Here is a 14,054-nt window from a genome sequence, read left to right on the forward strand (position 1 = left end):
GTAGCAAACGCGCTCCTCAGCAGGGACGGTTCTCCGCGACTTTCGGCCTGACGATAAGCCATTTTCCCGTAGCAATGTAGGGTAGCAAACGCTCTCGGGAGACCGTCTTTTCGACGATCTCCGTGCATTTTCAATGCTTTGAGAACAAATGGTGCCCAGAAGAGGACTCGAACCTCCACGACCTTGCGATCGCCAGCACCTGAAGCTGGTGCGTCTACCAATTCCGCCATCTGGGCACGGGGTAGGCCCGCGCCTTTAGGGTAGGCTTCGAATCCTTGTCAACGGCTTTTTTGCGGGGCAAAGGGGCGTTGCACAAAAAATCTGGCGAATAAGGACGGTCATGACGAACAAGCTGGTGACGCTGATCGGCGGCGGGGGCTTTCTGGGTCGCTATGTCGCACGCGAACTGATGCGCGACGGGACGCGCGTCCGAGTGGCGCAGCGCGATCCGCGCCAGGCCTATTTCCTGCGCACCCAGGGCGGACTGGGCCAGACCCAGTTCGTCGCGGCCGACATCGCCCGGCCCGAGACGGTCGCGCGCGCGGTCGAGGGGGCGGACGCGGTCGTGAACCTGGTCGGCGTGATGGGCGGCAATATGCAGCGCATCCATGTCGACGGTGCGCGTGCCGTGGCCGAAGCCGCTCGCAATGCCGGTGCTGGCGCGCTGGTCCATGTCTCGGCGATCGGCGCGGACGCGAGTGGCGCGGCGGCCTATGCCCGGTCCAAGGGGCAGGGCGAGGCGGCGGTCCGCGACGCCTTCCCGAATGCCACCATCCTGCGCCCCTCGATCGTGTTCGGGCGCGAGGATCAGTTCGTGAATCGCTTTGCGGGCATGATGGCCGCGCCGATCGTCCCGGTGCTTCGCGCGGGCGTGAAGTTCCAGCCGGTCTTCGCCGGAGACGTGGGCGAGGCGGTCGCCAACGCGCTGCGCGATCCCGAATCGTACGGGCACAAGACCTATGAACTGGGCGGGCCGGACGTGCTTTCGATGGGTGAGCTGCTCCGCTGGATTGCGCAGGCGCTGGGCCGCAAGCCCAACTTCCTCGAGATTCCCGATTTCGCGGGGGCGCTCCTGGCGCGGCTGCCGGGCTCGCCGATCAGCTGGGACCAGTGGCTGATGCTGCAGCAGGACAATGTCGTCGCCGCCGGCGCGCCGGGTCTGGCCGCGCTGGGCGTCGAAGCTGAGCCGCTCGCGGCGGTCGCCCCCGAATATCTGATCCGTTTCCGCAAGTCGGGCCGGTTCGGGCGTCGGGCGGAGACGCTGGCGGCCTGAACCGTCCCGACCTGACAGTCTTTATCATTTCGCTGACAGCCCCGTCGCCCTATGGCGGCGGGGCTGCCTTTGCTTGTGGGGGACTCGTGTGAACGATCTGATTGCCGCCATCATCCTCGGGATCGTCGAGGGTGTCACCGAATTCCTGCCGGTGTCCTCCACCGGCCACCTGATCCTCGCGGGCGCGCTGCTCGGCTATGACGATGCGCGCTGGCAGATGTTCAACATCGTCATCCAGCTGGGCGCGATCCTGGCGGTGGTGGTGCTCTACTGGCGGACCTTCTGGACGGTGATGGTCGGGCTGGCCAAGCGTGATCCGGGTTCGATCCGCTTCGTGCGCAACCTGCTGATCGCCTTTATCCCCGCCGCGGTGATCGGCGTGCTGGCCAAGAAGCACATCGAGGCGCTGCTGCTCCAGCCCAAGGTCGTCGCGATCGCGCTGATCGTCGGCGGCATCGCGATCCTGGTGATCGAGCGGGTGGTCAAGCCCGGCACGACGCGGGGCATTGCGGCGGTTCCGGCCAGGACGGCGCTGGGCGTCGGTTTCCTTCAGTGTCTGGCGATGATCCCGGGCGTCAGTCGGTCGGGCGCGACGATCCTGGGCGCGTTGACCCTGGGCGTCGAGCGGCGGACCGCCGCGGAATTCAGCTTCTTCCTTGCCATTCCCACCATGTTGGGCGCCAGCGTCGTCGAGACGGCGGGGCATATGGATGCCATGCGCGCCGGAAACAGCGTCGGGCCGCTGGAGATCGCGATCGGTTTCGTCGTCGCCTTCATCGTCGCACTGCTGGTCGTCCGCTGGTTCGTGGGGATCGTCGGACGCCATGGATTTGGTCCCTTTGCCTGGTACCGAATCGTCGCGGGCAGCCTCGCGCTGGCCCTGCTGACCCTGCATTGATACCGGATCGGACCCTTTTTGTTGCGGGTTTGTCGCAATAAAAAGGTGGGGGCCTCGAAATCCCATTTTAGTTAGTCAGTAATGCTGACCTATATGTCGATTTCGAGGTGACATCAGGGCGTTCGCGCAATATCCGCATCTTCGGAGGCGCATATGGCGAACGATTCTATGCTGAAGTTTGTGGGTCGCGAGCAGGTTTATCCTGCCAAGCGGGCCGCATCGGACCGTGCGGATGATTTCCGCGAGATTGCCGAACGCTATGCCCCTCCGGCGGCGGAGGACCAGGCGGGGCGCTGCTCGCAATGCGGCGTGCCCTATTGTTCGGTCCATTGTCCGCTGCACAACCATATTCCCGACTGGCTGCGCCTGACCGCCGAGGGGCGGCTGCGCGAAGCCTATGAACTGTCCAACGCCACCTCGACCATGCCGGAGATTTGCGGCCGCATCTGTCCGCAGGACCGTCTGTGCGAGGGCAATTGCGTCATCGAATTTTCGGGCCACGGCGCGGTCACGATCGGCTCGGTCGAGAAATTCATCACCGACACCGCCTGGGAAGAGGGCTGGGTCGAGCCGCTGGTGCCGGGGCCGGATCGGGGCCAGTCGGTCGCGGTGATCGGCGCGGGGCCTGCGGGCCTGACGGCGGCCGAATATCTGCGCGTGTCGGGTTATGAGGTCCATGTCTATGACCGGCACGACCGCGCCGGGGGCTTGCTGACCTATGGCATCCCCGGCTTCAAGCTGGAAAAGCCCGTTGTCATGCGCCGGGTCGAGCGCCTGAAGGCGGGCGGTATCGTCTTCCATGAGGGCTTTGCGGTCGGCGAGGATGCGACGCTGGAGGAATTGCGCCGTCGCCATGACGCGGTGCTGATCGCGACCGGCGTGTACAAGGCGCGCAACGTCGATGTGGACGGCGCGGGCGCGAACGGCGTGATCGCTGCGCTCGACTATCTGACCGCGTCGAACCGCAAGAGCTTCGGCGACACGGTCGAGGCGTTCGAGAATGGCTCGCTGAACGCCGAGGGCAAGAACGTCGTCGTGATCGGCGGCGGCGACACCGCGATGGACTGCGTCCGTACCGCGATCCGCCAGGGCGCCAAGTCGGTGAAGTGTCTCTATCGCCGCGACCGCGCCAACATGCCGGGCTCGCAGCGCGAAGTCGCCAATGCCGAGGAAGAAGGCGCCGAATTCGTCTGGCTGTCCGCGCCGCTCGGTTTCGAGGGCGGCGATACGGTGACCGGCGTCCGCGCCGCCAAGATGCGGCTGGGTGCGCCCGACGCCAGCGGCCGCCGTGCGCCGGAGGCCGAGCCGGGTGCCGACCATCTGCTCGAGGCGGACATGGTCATCAAGGCGCTGGGCTTCGACGCCGAGGACCTGCCGAGCCTGTTCGGCACCGCCGAGTTGGGCGTCAGCCGCTGGGGTACGGTGCTGGTCGACGGCCGCACGCTGATGACCAGCCTGGACGGCGTGTTCGCGGCGGGCGACATCGTGCGCGGTGCGTCGCTGGTGGTGTGGGCGATCCGCGACGGCCGCGACGTGGCCAAGACCATGCACCAGTGGCTGAAGGCGCGGGCGAAGACCGGCGCGCGTGAGAAGGTGGCCGCGTGATGCGCCTGCTCGCCGCGCTGGCCCTGCTACTCGCGGCCCCGGTCGCGGCACAGACGGGACCGACCGAGCCGACGCCCGATGCGGGCGGCCGGATCGAAACCGCCCGCGCGCTGGTCGCCAAGATGAAGCTCGATCAGATGCTGGATTTCCAGTTCGCGAACTTGATGCCGTTGGTAACGGGAAATCTGCTCGGTGCGATGCAGACGATGTCCGACGCGCCGAACGGGGTTAGGCCGCTCTTGGTGACTCCGGAGGGCAGGGCCAAGGTCAGCGCCATCGTCAGTGAGGAAATGATGGCGGCCATGCGCGCCCGCTATCCCGACATTCGCGAGGCGGCGGCCGAGGAATATCGCCGAAATTTCTCCGAAGACGATTTGAAGGCGATCACCGCCTTCTTCAACACGCCGGCAGGGCAGCACTGGCTCGCCCTGCAGCCGCAATTGCAGCAGCGTCTGGCCGAGTTCGGCAAGGGGATGGGCCGCGATGCCGGCATGGCCGCCTTCCCCAAGATTCGCGCGCGCATTGAGGCCCTGGCCAAGACTCAAGCCCCCGCCGCGACCAAGCAGGATAAGAAGTGATGACCGACCAGCGCCAATATTTCGCCGAGCATGGCATGTACCGCCCCGAATTCGAGGGCGATGCGTGCGGCGTCGGCATGGTCGCGGCCACCGATGGCCAGCCCTCGCGCCGGGTCGTCCAGTCGGCGATCGATGCGCTGAAGGCCGTGTGGCATCGCGGCGCGGTCGATGCGGACGGCAAGACCGGCGACGGCGCGGGTCTGCACGTCGACCTGCCGCACCGCTTCTTCGACGATGCGATCGCCGCGTCGGGGCATAAGGTCCTGCCCAACCGGCTGGCGGTCGGCATGATCTTCATGCCGCGCACCGACCTGGGCGCGCAGGAGACCTGCCGCACCATCGTCGAGAGCGTCATCATCGAGGCGGGCTACACCATCTATGGCTGGCGTCAGGTGCCGGTCGACGTCTCGGTCATCGGCTTGAAGGCGCAGGCGACCCGCCCCGAGATCGAGCAGATCATGATCGCCGGGCCGATGCCCGACGAGGTCGATGCCGCCGAGTTCGAGAAGAACCTGTACCTGATCCGTAGGCGGATCGAAAAGCGGGTGATCGCGGCGCAGATCAGCGGCTTCTATATCTGTTCGCTGTCCTGCCGCTCGATCATCTACAAGGGGCTGTTCCTGGCCGAGAGCCTGTCGGTCTTCTATCCCGACCTGCAGGACCACCGGTTCGAGAGCCGCGTGGCAATCTTCCACCAGCGTTATTCGACCAACACCTTCCCGCAATGGTGGCTGGCGCAGCCCTTCCGCTGCCTAGCGCATAACGGTGAGATCAACACGATCCGTGGCAACAAGAACTGGATGCTCAGCCACGAGATCCGCATGGCCAGTATCGCGTTCGGCGACAATTCGGAGGACATCAAGCCGGTGATCCCGGCGGGTGCGTCCGATACCGCCGCACTCGACGCGGTGTTCGAGGCGATCTGCCGCTCGGGCCGCGACGCGCCGACCGCCAAGCTGATGCTGGTGCCCGAGGCGTGGCAGAAGGACCTCGACACGCCCAAGGCGCATGCCGAGATGTACCAGTATCTGGCCTCGGTGATGGAGCCGTGGGATGGTCCGGCCGCGCTGGCCATGACCGATGGCCGCTGGGCGGTGGCGGGCATGGACCGTAACGCGCTGCGTCCGCTTCGCTATACGCTGACTGCCGACGGCCTGCTGATTGTCGGCTCGGAAAGCGGCATGGTCGTGGTCCCCGAATCGACCATCACCGCCAAGGGCCGACTGGGTCCGGGGCAGATGATCGCCGTCGATCTGGCCGAGGGCAAGCTGTACGACGATCGCGCGATCAAGGATCAGATTTCGGGCGAGCAGGACTATGCCGCGATGATCGGCGAGTTCCTGACCATGGACCAGCTGCCCCAGCCTTCGGAGGAAGAGGCGCTGGTACGGATGCCGCGCGGCGAAATGCTGCGCCGGCAGGTTGCGGCAGGCCAGACCATGGAGGATATGGAGCTGATCCTGTCGCCCATGGCGGAAGGGGGCAAGGAAGCCATCGGTTCGATGGGCGACGACACGCCGCTGGCGGTCATCTCCGACAAGCCGCGCCTGATCAGCCAGTTCTTCCGCCAGAATTTCAGCCAGGTCACGAATCCACCGATCGACAGCTTGCGCGAACGCTATGTGATGTCGCTCAAGACCCGGTTCGGCAATCTCGCCAACATCCTCGACACCGAGGATCGGCGCGAGCGTGTGCTGGTCCTGCCGTCCCCGGTGCTGACCGGCGCCGACTGGCACCGGCTGAAGGCGCATTTTGGCCGTTCGGCGGCCGAGATCGACTGCACCTTCGAGGCGGAGGGCGGCCCCGACCGTCTGCGCGCCGCGATCCAGCGCATCCGCAACCAGGCCGAACAGGCGGTGCGTGAAGGCCGGTCCGAGCTGTTCCTGACCGACGAGCATGTCTCCGAGGGCCGTGTCGCGATTGCGGGCGTGCTGGCGGCGGCGGCGGTGCATACGCATCTCGTCCGCCGGGGGCTGCGCTCTTATGCGTCAATCAACGTGCGGTCGGCCGAGTGCCTCGACACCCATTATTATGCGGTGCTGATCGGCGTCGGCGCGACCACGGTGAATGCCTATCTGGCCGAGGCCGCGATCGTCGACCGTCATGGCCGTGGCCTGTTCGGCGATCTGACCATCGAACAATGCCTGGCCAATCATCGCACCGCGATCGAGGACGGGCTGCTCAAGATCATGGCCAAGATGGGGATCGCGGTAATCTCCAGCTATCGCGGCGGCTATAATTTCGAGGCGGTCGGCCTGTCCCGTGCGCTGGTCAACGACCTGTTCCCCGGCATGCCCGCCAAGATTTCGGGCGAGGGGTATAACTCGCTCCATTACTCGGCCATGCTCCGTCACGAAGCGGCCTGGGACCAGCATGTCGCGACGCTGCCGATCGGTGGCTTTTATCGCCAGCGCGACGGCGGCGAGACCCATGCCTATTCGGCGCAGCTGATGCACCTGCTCCAGACGGCGGTCGCGACCGACAGCTACTCCACCTATCTGCAATTCGCGCGCGGCGTCGGCGACCTGCCGCCGGTCTATTTGCGCGACCTGCTCCAGTTCAACTTCCCGAACGAGGGCGTGCCGGTCGATCAGGTCGAGGCGATCACCGAGATCCGCAAGCGGTTCGTGACGCCGGGCATGTCGCTGGGCGCGCTCTCGCCCGAAGCGCATGAGACGCTGGCGATTGCGATGAACCGGATCGGCGCCAAGGCGGTGTCGGGCGAGGGCGGCGAGGACAAGCTGCGCTATCAGCCCTACGACAATGGCGACAACGCCAACTCGACGATCAAGCAGATCGCGAGCGGTCGCTTCGGCGTGACGGCGGAATATCTGAACGCCTGCGACGAGATCGAGATCAAGGTCGCGCAGGGTGCCAAGCCCGGTGAGGGCGGGCAGCTGCCCGGCTTCAAGGTGACCGAGTTCATCGCCAAGCTACGCCACGCAACGCCGGGCGTGACCCTCATCTCGCCGCCGCCGCACCACGACATCTACTCGATCGAGGATCTCGCGCAGCTCATCTATGACTGCAAGCAGATCAACCCGCGCGCGCGCGTCTGCGTGAAGCTCGTCTCCTCGGCGGGCATCGGCACGGTCGCGGCGGGTGTGGCCAAGGCGCATGCCGACGTCATCCTGGTGTCGGGCCATGTCGGCGGTACCGGCGCTTCGCCCCAGACGTCGATCAAGTACGCCGGTACGCCCTGGGAAATGGGCCTGTCGGAGGTCAACCAGACGCTGACCCTCAACGGCCTGCGCGGTCGTATCCGCCTGCGCGCCGATGGTGGCCTGAAGACCGGCCGCGACATCGTGATCGCGGCGATCCTGGGGGCGGAGGAATTCGGCATCGGTACGCTCAGCCTCGTGGCGATGGGCTGCATCATGGTGCGCCAGTGCCATAGCAATACCTGCCCGGTGGGCGTCTGCGTGCAGGACGAACGCTTGCGCGCCAAGTTCACCGGTACGCCGGAAAAGGTCATCAACCTGATGACCTTCATCGCCGAGGAAGTCCGCGACATCCTGGCGCGTCTCGGCGTACGGTCGCTGGACGAGGTGATCGGGCGGACCGAGTTGCTGCGCCAGGTCAGCCGCGGGGCCGAGCATCTCGACGATCTCGACCTCAATCCGGTGCTGGCCAAGGTCGATGCGACCGATGCCGAGCGGCGGTTCAGCCTGTCGACCTTCCGCAACGAAGTGCCCGACAGCCTGGATGCGCAGATCATCAAGGACGCCGCTGCCGTCTTCTCGCGCGGCGAGAAGATGCAGCTGACCTATTCGGTGCGCAACACGCACCGTGCGGTCGGCACGCGCCTGTCGTCGGAGATCACCCGCACGTTCGGGATGAGCAAGCTGGCCGATGGCCACGTCACCGTGCGTCTGCGTGGGAGCGCGGGCCAGTCGCTGGGCGCGTTCCTGTGCAAGGGCATCACGCTGGAGGTGTTTGGCGATGCCAATGACTATGTCGGCAAGGGCCTGTCGGGCGGGACCATCATTGTGCGGCCCGCGGTCAGCTCGCCGCTGGCCAGCCAGAACAATACGATCATCGGCAACACCGTCCTTTACGGCGCGACCTCCGGCAAGCTGTTTGCGGCGGGCCAGGCGGGCGAGCGTTTCGCGGTCCGCAATTCGGGCGCGACCGTGGTGGTCGAAGGCTGCGGCGCGAATGGCTGCGAATATATGACCGGCGGCGTCGCCGTAGTGCTGGGTCAGGTCGGCGCCAATTTCGGCGCGGGCATGACGGGCGGCATGGCCTTCCTTTACGATCCCGAGGAGCGCTTCGCCCGGCGCGCCAATCCCGAGAGCATCGTGTGGCGGCGGCTGGCCTCGGCGCACTGGGAAGGCGTGCTCCGCGACCTGGTCGAGGAACATGCCGCGCGGACCGACAGCAAATGGTCCAAGGGGCTGCTGGAGGACTGGGAGCGTGTGGCCGGGCATTTCTGGCAGGTGGTGCCCAAGGAAATGCTGACCCGGCTGGCGCACCCGCTTGACGACTCGATCGAGGCCGTGGCGGCGGAGTAAGCAGACGGTCCTCCCCGGCGGGGAGGACCGGGCTTCCCTATCCGTGACATCACCGTCATTCTCTTAACCCAGATCACGGAACCGTTCCGACGCCGTGACGGTTGGGGCGCGATGCGGAAAGGGGATAGCAGCATGACCATCGATCGCGACAGGATCGAAAGAGGGGGATTCATCCTCTTTCTGGCGCTCATCACCGTCGGGCTGGTCGCGGTCGTGTCCGGCTTTCTGGTCGCGATGCTCTGGGCGGCGCTGGCGGCGATCCTGTTCCGGGCGCTGTTCCACTGGCTGCTGGACAGGACCGGCGGACGACGCAATCTCGCCGCCGGACTGACCATGCTCATCATCACCTTTGCGGTGGTGGTGCCGACCTTGCTGATCGGCAGCATGGTCGTCGATCAGGCATCGGGCGTCTATCTGAAGATGCGCAGCGGCCAGATCGATTTCGCGCAATATTTCCAGCAGGTTCGCGATGCGCTGCCCACCCGCTTGCGGCAGGCGATGGACAATTGGGGCGTCGGCAGCATCGAAGGGCTGCAAGCCCGCATCTCGCGCACGCTCAGCAGCAGCGTCAGCCAGATCGCGTCCCAGGCGCTGTCGATCGGCCGCAACGCCTTTGCCTTTGCGCTGGCTTTCGGCGTCGGGCTCTATGTCGCCTTCTTCCTGATTCGTGACGGCGATCGGCTGGGTCCCGCCTTTGTCCGCGCGCTGCCGCTGGAGCAGGGCGTGGCGGCGCGGCTGGTCGATACTTTCGTGGCGGTGGTGCGGGCGACCATCAAGGGGTCGGTCATCGTCGGGCTGGTGCAGGGCGCGCTGGGGGCGATCACCTTCTGGATCGTCGGGGTACCCGCCGCCCTGCTCTGGGGTGTGCTGATGGCCATCGCCGCGCTGCTGCCTGCGATCGGCCCGGCGATCATCTGGGGGCCGGTCGCCATCTATCTGCTCGCGACCGGTGCGGTGTGGCAGGGCGCGGTGGTCGTCGCCTCGGGCGTGCTGGTCATCGGATTGGCCGACAATCTCCTGCGCCCCATCCTGGTCGGGCGCGACACCGGATTGCCCGACTGGATCGTGCTGCTGACCACGCTGGGCGGGATCGACCTGCTCGGTTTGAGCGGCATCGTCGTCGGCCCGGTGGTCGCCGCGCTGTTCTTGGCGGGATGGCGCATCCTGAGCGAGGAGCGCGGCGTGGTACCTGGAGAAGGCGAGGCGGCGGCGTAAAGGCTGGCCCAGATCGAGCCGTTCTTACCCACAAAGCCGGTTTGCGCTGCAACATCGTGCTGCCTATGGTCCGCGCCGTGCGGACCGCCCGGGGGGATCGGGCCGGATGATGGGGTAGCAAGATGCGATTGCCTTTGGGGGCCTGGAAATTGACGGCCGGGCTGGCTTGTATGCTGGCGGGGTGCGGCGGTGATGATGTCGCGCGCCAGGCGGGGGCCAATGGGGCCTCGATCGAAATGCCGGTGCCCGCGCCGTCTCCCTCGAAAGCGCCTGCCAAGGCCGACACCCTGCCCGGCGAGATCGCCGCCAACCCGGGCGCCAGCCTGACCACCATCGGCTTTCCGCAAGGCGGCGGCGGACTGAACGACGTCGCAAAGGCGGCGCTCGACCGGCTGGCGGCCGATCCGGCGGTCAAGGGCGGCAAGCTGATCCTGCGGGGGCATTCGGACAGCGAGGGCGATGACGAGGCCAACCGCATCATGTCGCGCAAACGGGCCGAGGCGGTGCGCGAGTATCTGGCTCGCAAGGGTTTGGAGCGGAGCCGGATGCGCGTGATCGCGCTGGGCGAGACCCGCCCGATCGCGCCCAATGCCAAGCCCGACGGCAGCGACGACAGCGCAGGCCGCGCGCGCAACCGCCGGGTGGAGATCGAGCTGGACCGCGCGGGCTAAGCCGATTGCCGACCCGGCCGCCGCGTCTTAAGGCCGGGGGATGGCCAAGGGTGATCGACTGGCGCGGCTCGACGCGCACCGCGAGGAGATGGAAAGCGAATATCGCGAGGCGCTGATCGCGGCGCTGCGGACGACGGCCGCTGGCAAATGGGGATTGTTTGACCATCGCAAGGACCGGGTCGCGCGCGCGGCGGCGGCTCCGATCGTAGCGCAACTGACCGACATGGGCGAGGAGATCGACGCGGCGCGGGAACAGCTGGGCCTGCCGCCCTTCGCGCTCCACGCCGAATTTCTCGCCTCGCGCGGGCCGGTGGGACCGGAAGCGGTGGGGGAACCGAAACAGGCCCAGGCCTGGCTCGATCGGCTGAGCGCGGAGGACTGAAAATCATTCCTCCTCTGCAAGGGGAGGGTGTGCTGGCTTTGACATGCCCCTGGCACGTCAAGATGGTGCCGGGGGCACCATCTCGCCCGCACACATGCGCAGCATGGTGGAGGGGAGTGGCAGGTCGAACCCGCCCTGCGGGTTCGAGGATTGCCGGGGGCAATCCGACCTGCCGCTCCCTCTCGATAGCGGGGCACCCCTCCGTCAGGCCTCCGGCCTGCCACCTCCCCTTACAGGGGAGGAATATTTGCCCTTACGCCGCCTGCAACGCCTCCGTCGCGACCTCGGCGATAGCGTCGCCCAGTTCGTCGACCCGCGCCGGATCGGCGTCCCAGGCGAACATGAACCGCGCCCCCCCGCCGATGAAGGTATAGAAGCGCCAGCCGCGTGCACGCAGGCCGTCGAGCACAGCAGGCGGGGCGCTGAGGAACACGGCATTCGCCTCGACCGGGAACATCGGGGCGATGCCGGGCAGCCCCGCCACCCGCGCCGCCAGCCGCTGCGCACAGGCATTGGCATGGGCGGCATTGGTCAGCCATGCGCCGGTGTCGAGCATCCCGATCCAGGGCGCGGCCAGATAACGCATCTTGGACGCCAGCTGCCCCGCCTGTTTGCAGCGATAGTCGAAATCCTCCGCCAGCACGGGGTCGAAGAACAGGATCGCCTCGCCGACCGCCATGCCGTTCTTGGTGCCGCCGAAGCACAGCACGTCGACGCCGGCGCGCCACGTCATATCGGCGGGCGAGCAGTTCAGCGCCGCACAGGCATTGGCGAAGCGCGCCCCGTCCATGTGCAGCCGCAGGCCCAGTTCGCGGCACACCGCCGACAGGGCATGGATTTCGGCCAGCGTATAGACCTGCCCCGTCTCGGTCGGCTGGGTGATCGTCACCGCACGGGGCTTGGGGAAATGGATGTCCGACCGGCCGGTGGCGAGCGCGCGGACGGCGTCGGGGGTCAGCTTGCCGTCCTCGGTCTGCGCGACCAGCAGCTTGGATCCGTTGGAGAAGAATTCGGGCGCGCCGCACTCGTCGGTCTCGACATGCGCGGAGGCCGAACAGATGACGCTGTGATAGCTCTGGCAGAGCGCGGCCAGCGCCAGCGAATTGGCCGCCGTGCCGTTGAAGGCGAAAAAGACCTCGCATTTGGTCTGGAACAGCGTGCGGAAGGCGTCGGCGGCGCGGTCGGTATAGGGGTCCTCGCCATAAGCCGGGACATAGCCCCGGTTCGCCTCGGCCATGGCGGCCCAGGCCTCGGGACAGATTCCGGCATAATTGTCGCTGGCAAATTGCTGGGGCATGGCCGTTTCCATCACAAATCCTTCTTGCCTATGGCGAGCCAGGATGAGGAAAGTGGCGGTTCGTCCCGTTGTTGCCGGTTCGGCCACATCCCTCTCCATCTGGAGAGGCACCACCTTGCCGGGGGGCAGGTTGGTGCCGGGCGACGGCCCGGCTCTTGATGCTGGCGCCGTCTTTAGCGAGACAGAGTGCGACGGGCAAGAGGACGCCGCAGCTTCGCAAAGCATTGCGTATCGCGGACGAAAGGTAGAAGCGTAAACGTTATGAGCATCAGGACTTCGCGCCGCGGCAGCAGCGCTCCCACGATCAGCGATGTCGCACGCGCGGCAGGCGTGTCATTGATGACCGTTTCGCGCGTCATCAACAACGAGGCCAATGTCCGCCCCGTCACCCGCGAAAAGGTTGAGGCGGCGATCGCGCAGCTCAACTATGCCCCCAACCCGGCGGCCCGCAGTCTGGCGGGCGCGGCGCAGATCCGGATCGGGATGCTCTACAGCAACCCCAGCCAGGGCTTCCTCAGCGAGTTCCTGCTTGGAACCCTTGATCAGGCGTCGCGGCTGGACGTTCAGATGGTGGTCGAGAAATGCGAGATCGGCGACCATGAGGTCGAGGTCGCGCGCCACCTGATCGCGGGGGGCATCGATGGGGTCGTCCTGCCGCCGCCGCTATGCGAGGCGGAAGCGGTGCTGACCCTGTTGCGTGAGGCGGGGGTGCCCGCGGTGGTCGTCGCGACCGGCCGTGCGCCCGAGGAGATGCCCGAATCGGCGATGGCGGTCCAGATCGACGACCGCGCGGCGGCCGAGGAAATGACCCGCCATGTAATGACTTTGGGCCATCGTCGGATCGGCTTCATCTGCGGCAACCCCAATCTGACCGCCAGCGCGCGCCGTTATGAGGGGTTCCGCGCCGCGCTGGAGGCGGTGGGCGTGCCGTTCGACGCGGAACTGGTCGCGCCGGGCCTCTATACCTATCGATCCGGGCTGGACGCGGCGGAGCGGCTGCTCGACCTGGCCGAGCCGCCGACCGCAATCCTCGCGTCGAACGACGATATGGCGGCGGCGACCGTGGCGGTGGCGCATCGCCGCGGACTGGACGTGCCGAGCGACCTGACCGTCTGCGGTTTCGACGACACCACCTTGTCGACGACGATCTGGCCCGAACTGACCACCATTCACCAGCCGATCGCCGACATGGCGCGCGCGGCGGTGGAGATGATGGCGACCGTCATCCGCCAGAAAAACGCCGAGCCGCCCGCGCATCGTATGCTCGACTACAGCCTGATCCGGCGTCAGTCGGACGCCGCACCCCGGCGCAGGCCACGCGGGATTTAGGCAGCAGTTCTTCCCTCGCCCCTCGCAGAGGGGAGAGGGTTGCGCAGACTTGGGCTTTGCGTAGCAAAGGCTTAGTCGGAGCTGGGTGAGGGGTGCTGCGCTCGCTGGGCGAGCGCGCGAGCCAAAGGCTGGCTCAACCCCTCACCCAAGCTGCGCGAGCCAGCCAAGCTGGCAAGCTCCGCTATCCCTCTCCCCTGTCCAGGGGCGAGGGGAAGAGTTGTTGCGCCCGGAACCGGGCGTCGCTCTGCGGCGAAGTGGGACGAACCACGCCTACAGGTGCTTGACGGCGCGA

The 14,054-nt window shown here is 66.7% G+C and carries 10 protein-coding genes, 1 tRNA gene and 1 riboswitch; of the genes, 9 read left to right on the top strand and 2 right to left on the bottom strand.

Annotated features, from left to right (window positions below):
- Nucleotides 1–149: 149 nt before the first annotated feature.
- Nucleotides 150–236: transfer RNA gene (locus tag GGR45_RS00005), tRNA-Leu, on the bottom strand.
- 104 nt (nt 237–340) lie between these two features.
- Between GGR45_RS00005 and GGR45_RS00010 the strand changes: the two genes are divergently transcribed.
- From GGR45_RS00010 to GGR45_RS00045, 8 genes are all read left to right on the top strand, one after another.
- Nucleotides 341–1,273, top strand: coding sequence for a complex I NDUFA9 subunit family protein (locus GGR45_RS00010; protein WP_175313136.1), 933 nt, complete (start codon nt 341–343; stop codon nt 1,271–1,273).
- Nucleotides 1,274–1,361: 88 nt separating this feature from the next.
- Nucleotides 1,362–2,171 carry an undecaprenyl-diphosphate phosphatase gene (locus GGR45_RS00015; RefSeq protein ID WP_175313139.1) on the top strand — a complete coding sequence of 270 codons (810 nt, stop codon included), beginning with the start codon at nt 1,362–1,364 and terminating at the stop codon, nt 2,169–2,171.
- Between the two features lie 153 nt (nt 2,172–2,324).
- Entirely contained in the window at nt 2,325–3,776 is a 1,452-nt protein-coding gene (locus tag GGR45_RS00020; protein WP_175313141.1) for an NAD(P)-dependent oxidoreductase, read from the top strand.
- Nucleotides 3,776–4,354, top strand: a complete 579-nt coding sequence (locus tag GGR45_RS00025; protein WP_246358003.1) for a DUF2059 domain-containing protein — start codon at nt 3,776–3,778, stop codon at nt 4,352–4,354. Before GGR45_RS00020 ends, GGR45_RS00025 begins: the two co-directional genes overlap by 1 nt.
- Complete coding sequence (gltB, locus tag GGR45_RS00030; RefSeq protein ID WP_175313152.1) at nt 4,354–8,868, top strand: glutamate synthase large subunit; 4,515 nt, start codon at nt 4,354–4,356, stop codon at nt 8,866–8,868. The genes GGR45_RS00025 and gltB overlap by 1 nt, the downstream gene beginning before the upstream one ends.
- A 132-nt stretch (nt 8,869–9,000) precedes the next feature.
- Entirely contained in the window at nt 9,001–10,083 is a 1,083-nt protein-coding gene (locus GGR45_RS00035) for an AI-2E family transporter (RefSeq protein WP_175313154.1), read from the top strand.
- Nucleotides 10,084–10,205: 122 nt separating this feature from the next.
- On the top strand, nt 10,206–10,754 hold the full coding sequence (locus GGR45_RS00040; protein WP_175313157.1) for an OmpA family protein: 549 nt from the start codon (nt 10,206–10,208) through the stop codon (nt 10,752–10,754).
- Nucleotides 10,755–10,794: 40 nt separating this feature from the next.
- On the top strand, nt 10,795–11,136 hold the full coding sequence (locus GGR45_RS00045) for a hypothetical protein (RefSeq protein ID WP_175313159.1): 342 nt from the start codon (nt 10,795–10,797) through the stop codon (nt 11,134–11,136).
- A 253-nt stretch (nt 11,137–11,389) separates the two neighbouring features.
- On the opposite strand, the gene GGR45_RS00050 is transcribed toward GGR45_RS00045, so the two are convergent.
- Entirely contained in the window at nt 11,390–12,433 is a 1,044-nt protein-coding gene (locus GGR45_RS00050) for a threonine aldolase family protein (RefSeq protein WP_217498112.1), read from the bottom strand.
- A gap of 57 nt (nt 12,434–12,490) precedes the next feature.
- Nucleotides 12,491–12,600, bottom strand: a riboswitch (SAM-I-IV-variant riboswitch).
- Between the two features lie 94 nt (nt 12,601–12,694).
- Between GGR45_RS00050 and GGR45_RS00055 the strand changes: the two genes are divergently transcribed.
- Nucleotides 12,695–13,762, top strand: a complete 1,068-nt coding sequence (locus tag GGR45_RS00055) for a LacI family DNA-binding transcriptional regulator (RefSeq protein ID WP_175313163.1) — start codon at nt 12,695–12,697, stop codon at nt 13,760–13,762.
- Nucleotides 13,763–14,054 lie beyond the last annotated feature (292 nt).

It is taken from the genome of Sphingomonas zeae (assembly GCF_014197135.1).
In the GTDB taxonomy this organism is placed as follows: Bacteria; Pseudomonadota; Alphaproteobacteria; order Sphingomonadales; family Sphingomonadaceae; genus Sphingomonas; species Sphingomonas zeae.

Excerpts from the sequence above, each read along its gene's own strand:
- GGR45_RS00010 (WP_175313136.1), top strand. The coding sequence starts at position 341 with ATGACGAACAAGCTGGTGACGCTGATCGGCGGCGGGGGCTTTCTGGGT.
- GGR45_RS00035 (WP_175313154.1), top strand. The coding sequence starts at position 9,001 with ATGACCATCGATCGCGACAGGATCGAAAGAGGGGGATTCATCCTCTTT.
- GGR45_RS00020 (WP_175313141.1), top strand. The coding sequence starts at position 2,325 with ATGGCGAACGATTCTATGCTGAAGTTTGTGGGTCGCGAGCAGGTTTAT.
- GGR45_RS00055 (WP_175313163.1), top strand. The coding sequence starts at position 12,695 with ATGAGCATCAGGACTTCGCGCCGCGGCAGCAGCGCTCCCACGATCAGC.
- GGR45_RS00025 (WP_246358003.1), top strand. The coding sequence starts at position 3,776 with ATGCGCCTGCTCGCCGCGCTGGCCCTGCTACTCGCGGCCCCGGTCGCG.
- GGR45_RS00040 (WP_175313157.1), top strand. The coding sequence starts at position 10,206 with ATGCGATTGCCTTTGGGGGCCTGGAAATTGACGGCCGGGCTGGCTTGT.
- GGR45_RS00045 (WP_175313159.1), top strand. The coding sequence starts at position 10,795 with ATGGCCAAGGGTGATCGACTGGCGCGGCTCGACGCGCACCGCGAGGAG.
- GGR45_RS00050 (WP_217498112.1), bottom strand. The coding sequence starts at position 12,433 with ATGCCCCAGCAATTTGCCAGCGACAATTATGCCGGAATCTGTCCCGAG.
- gltB (WP_175313152.1), top strand. The coding sequence starts at position 4,354 with ATGACCGACCAGCGCCAATATTTCGCCGAGCATGGCATGTACCGCCCC.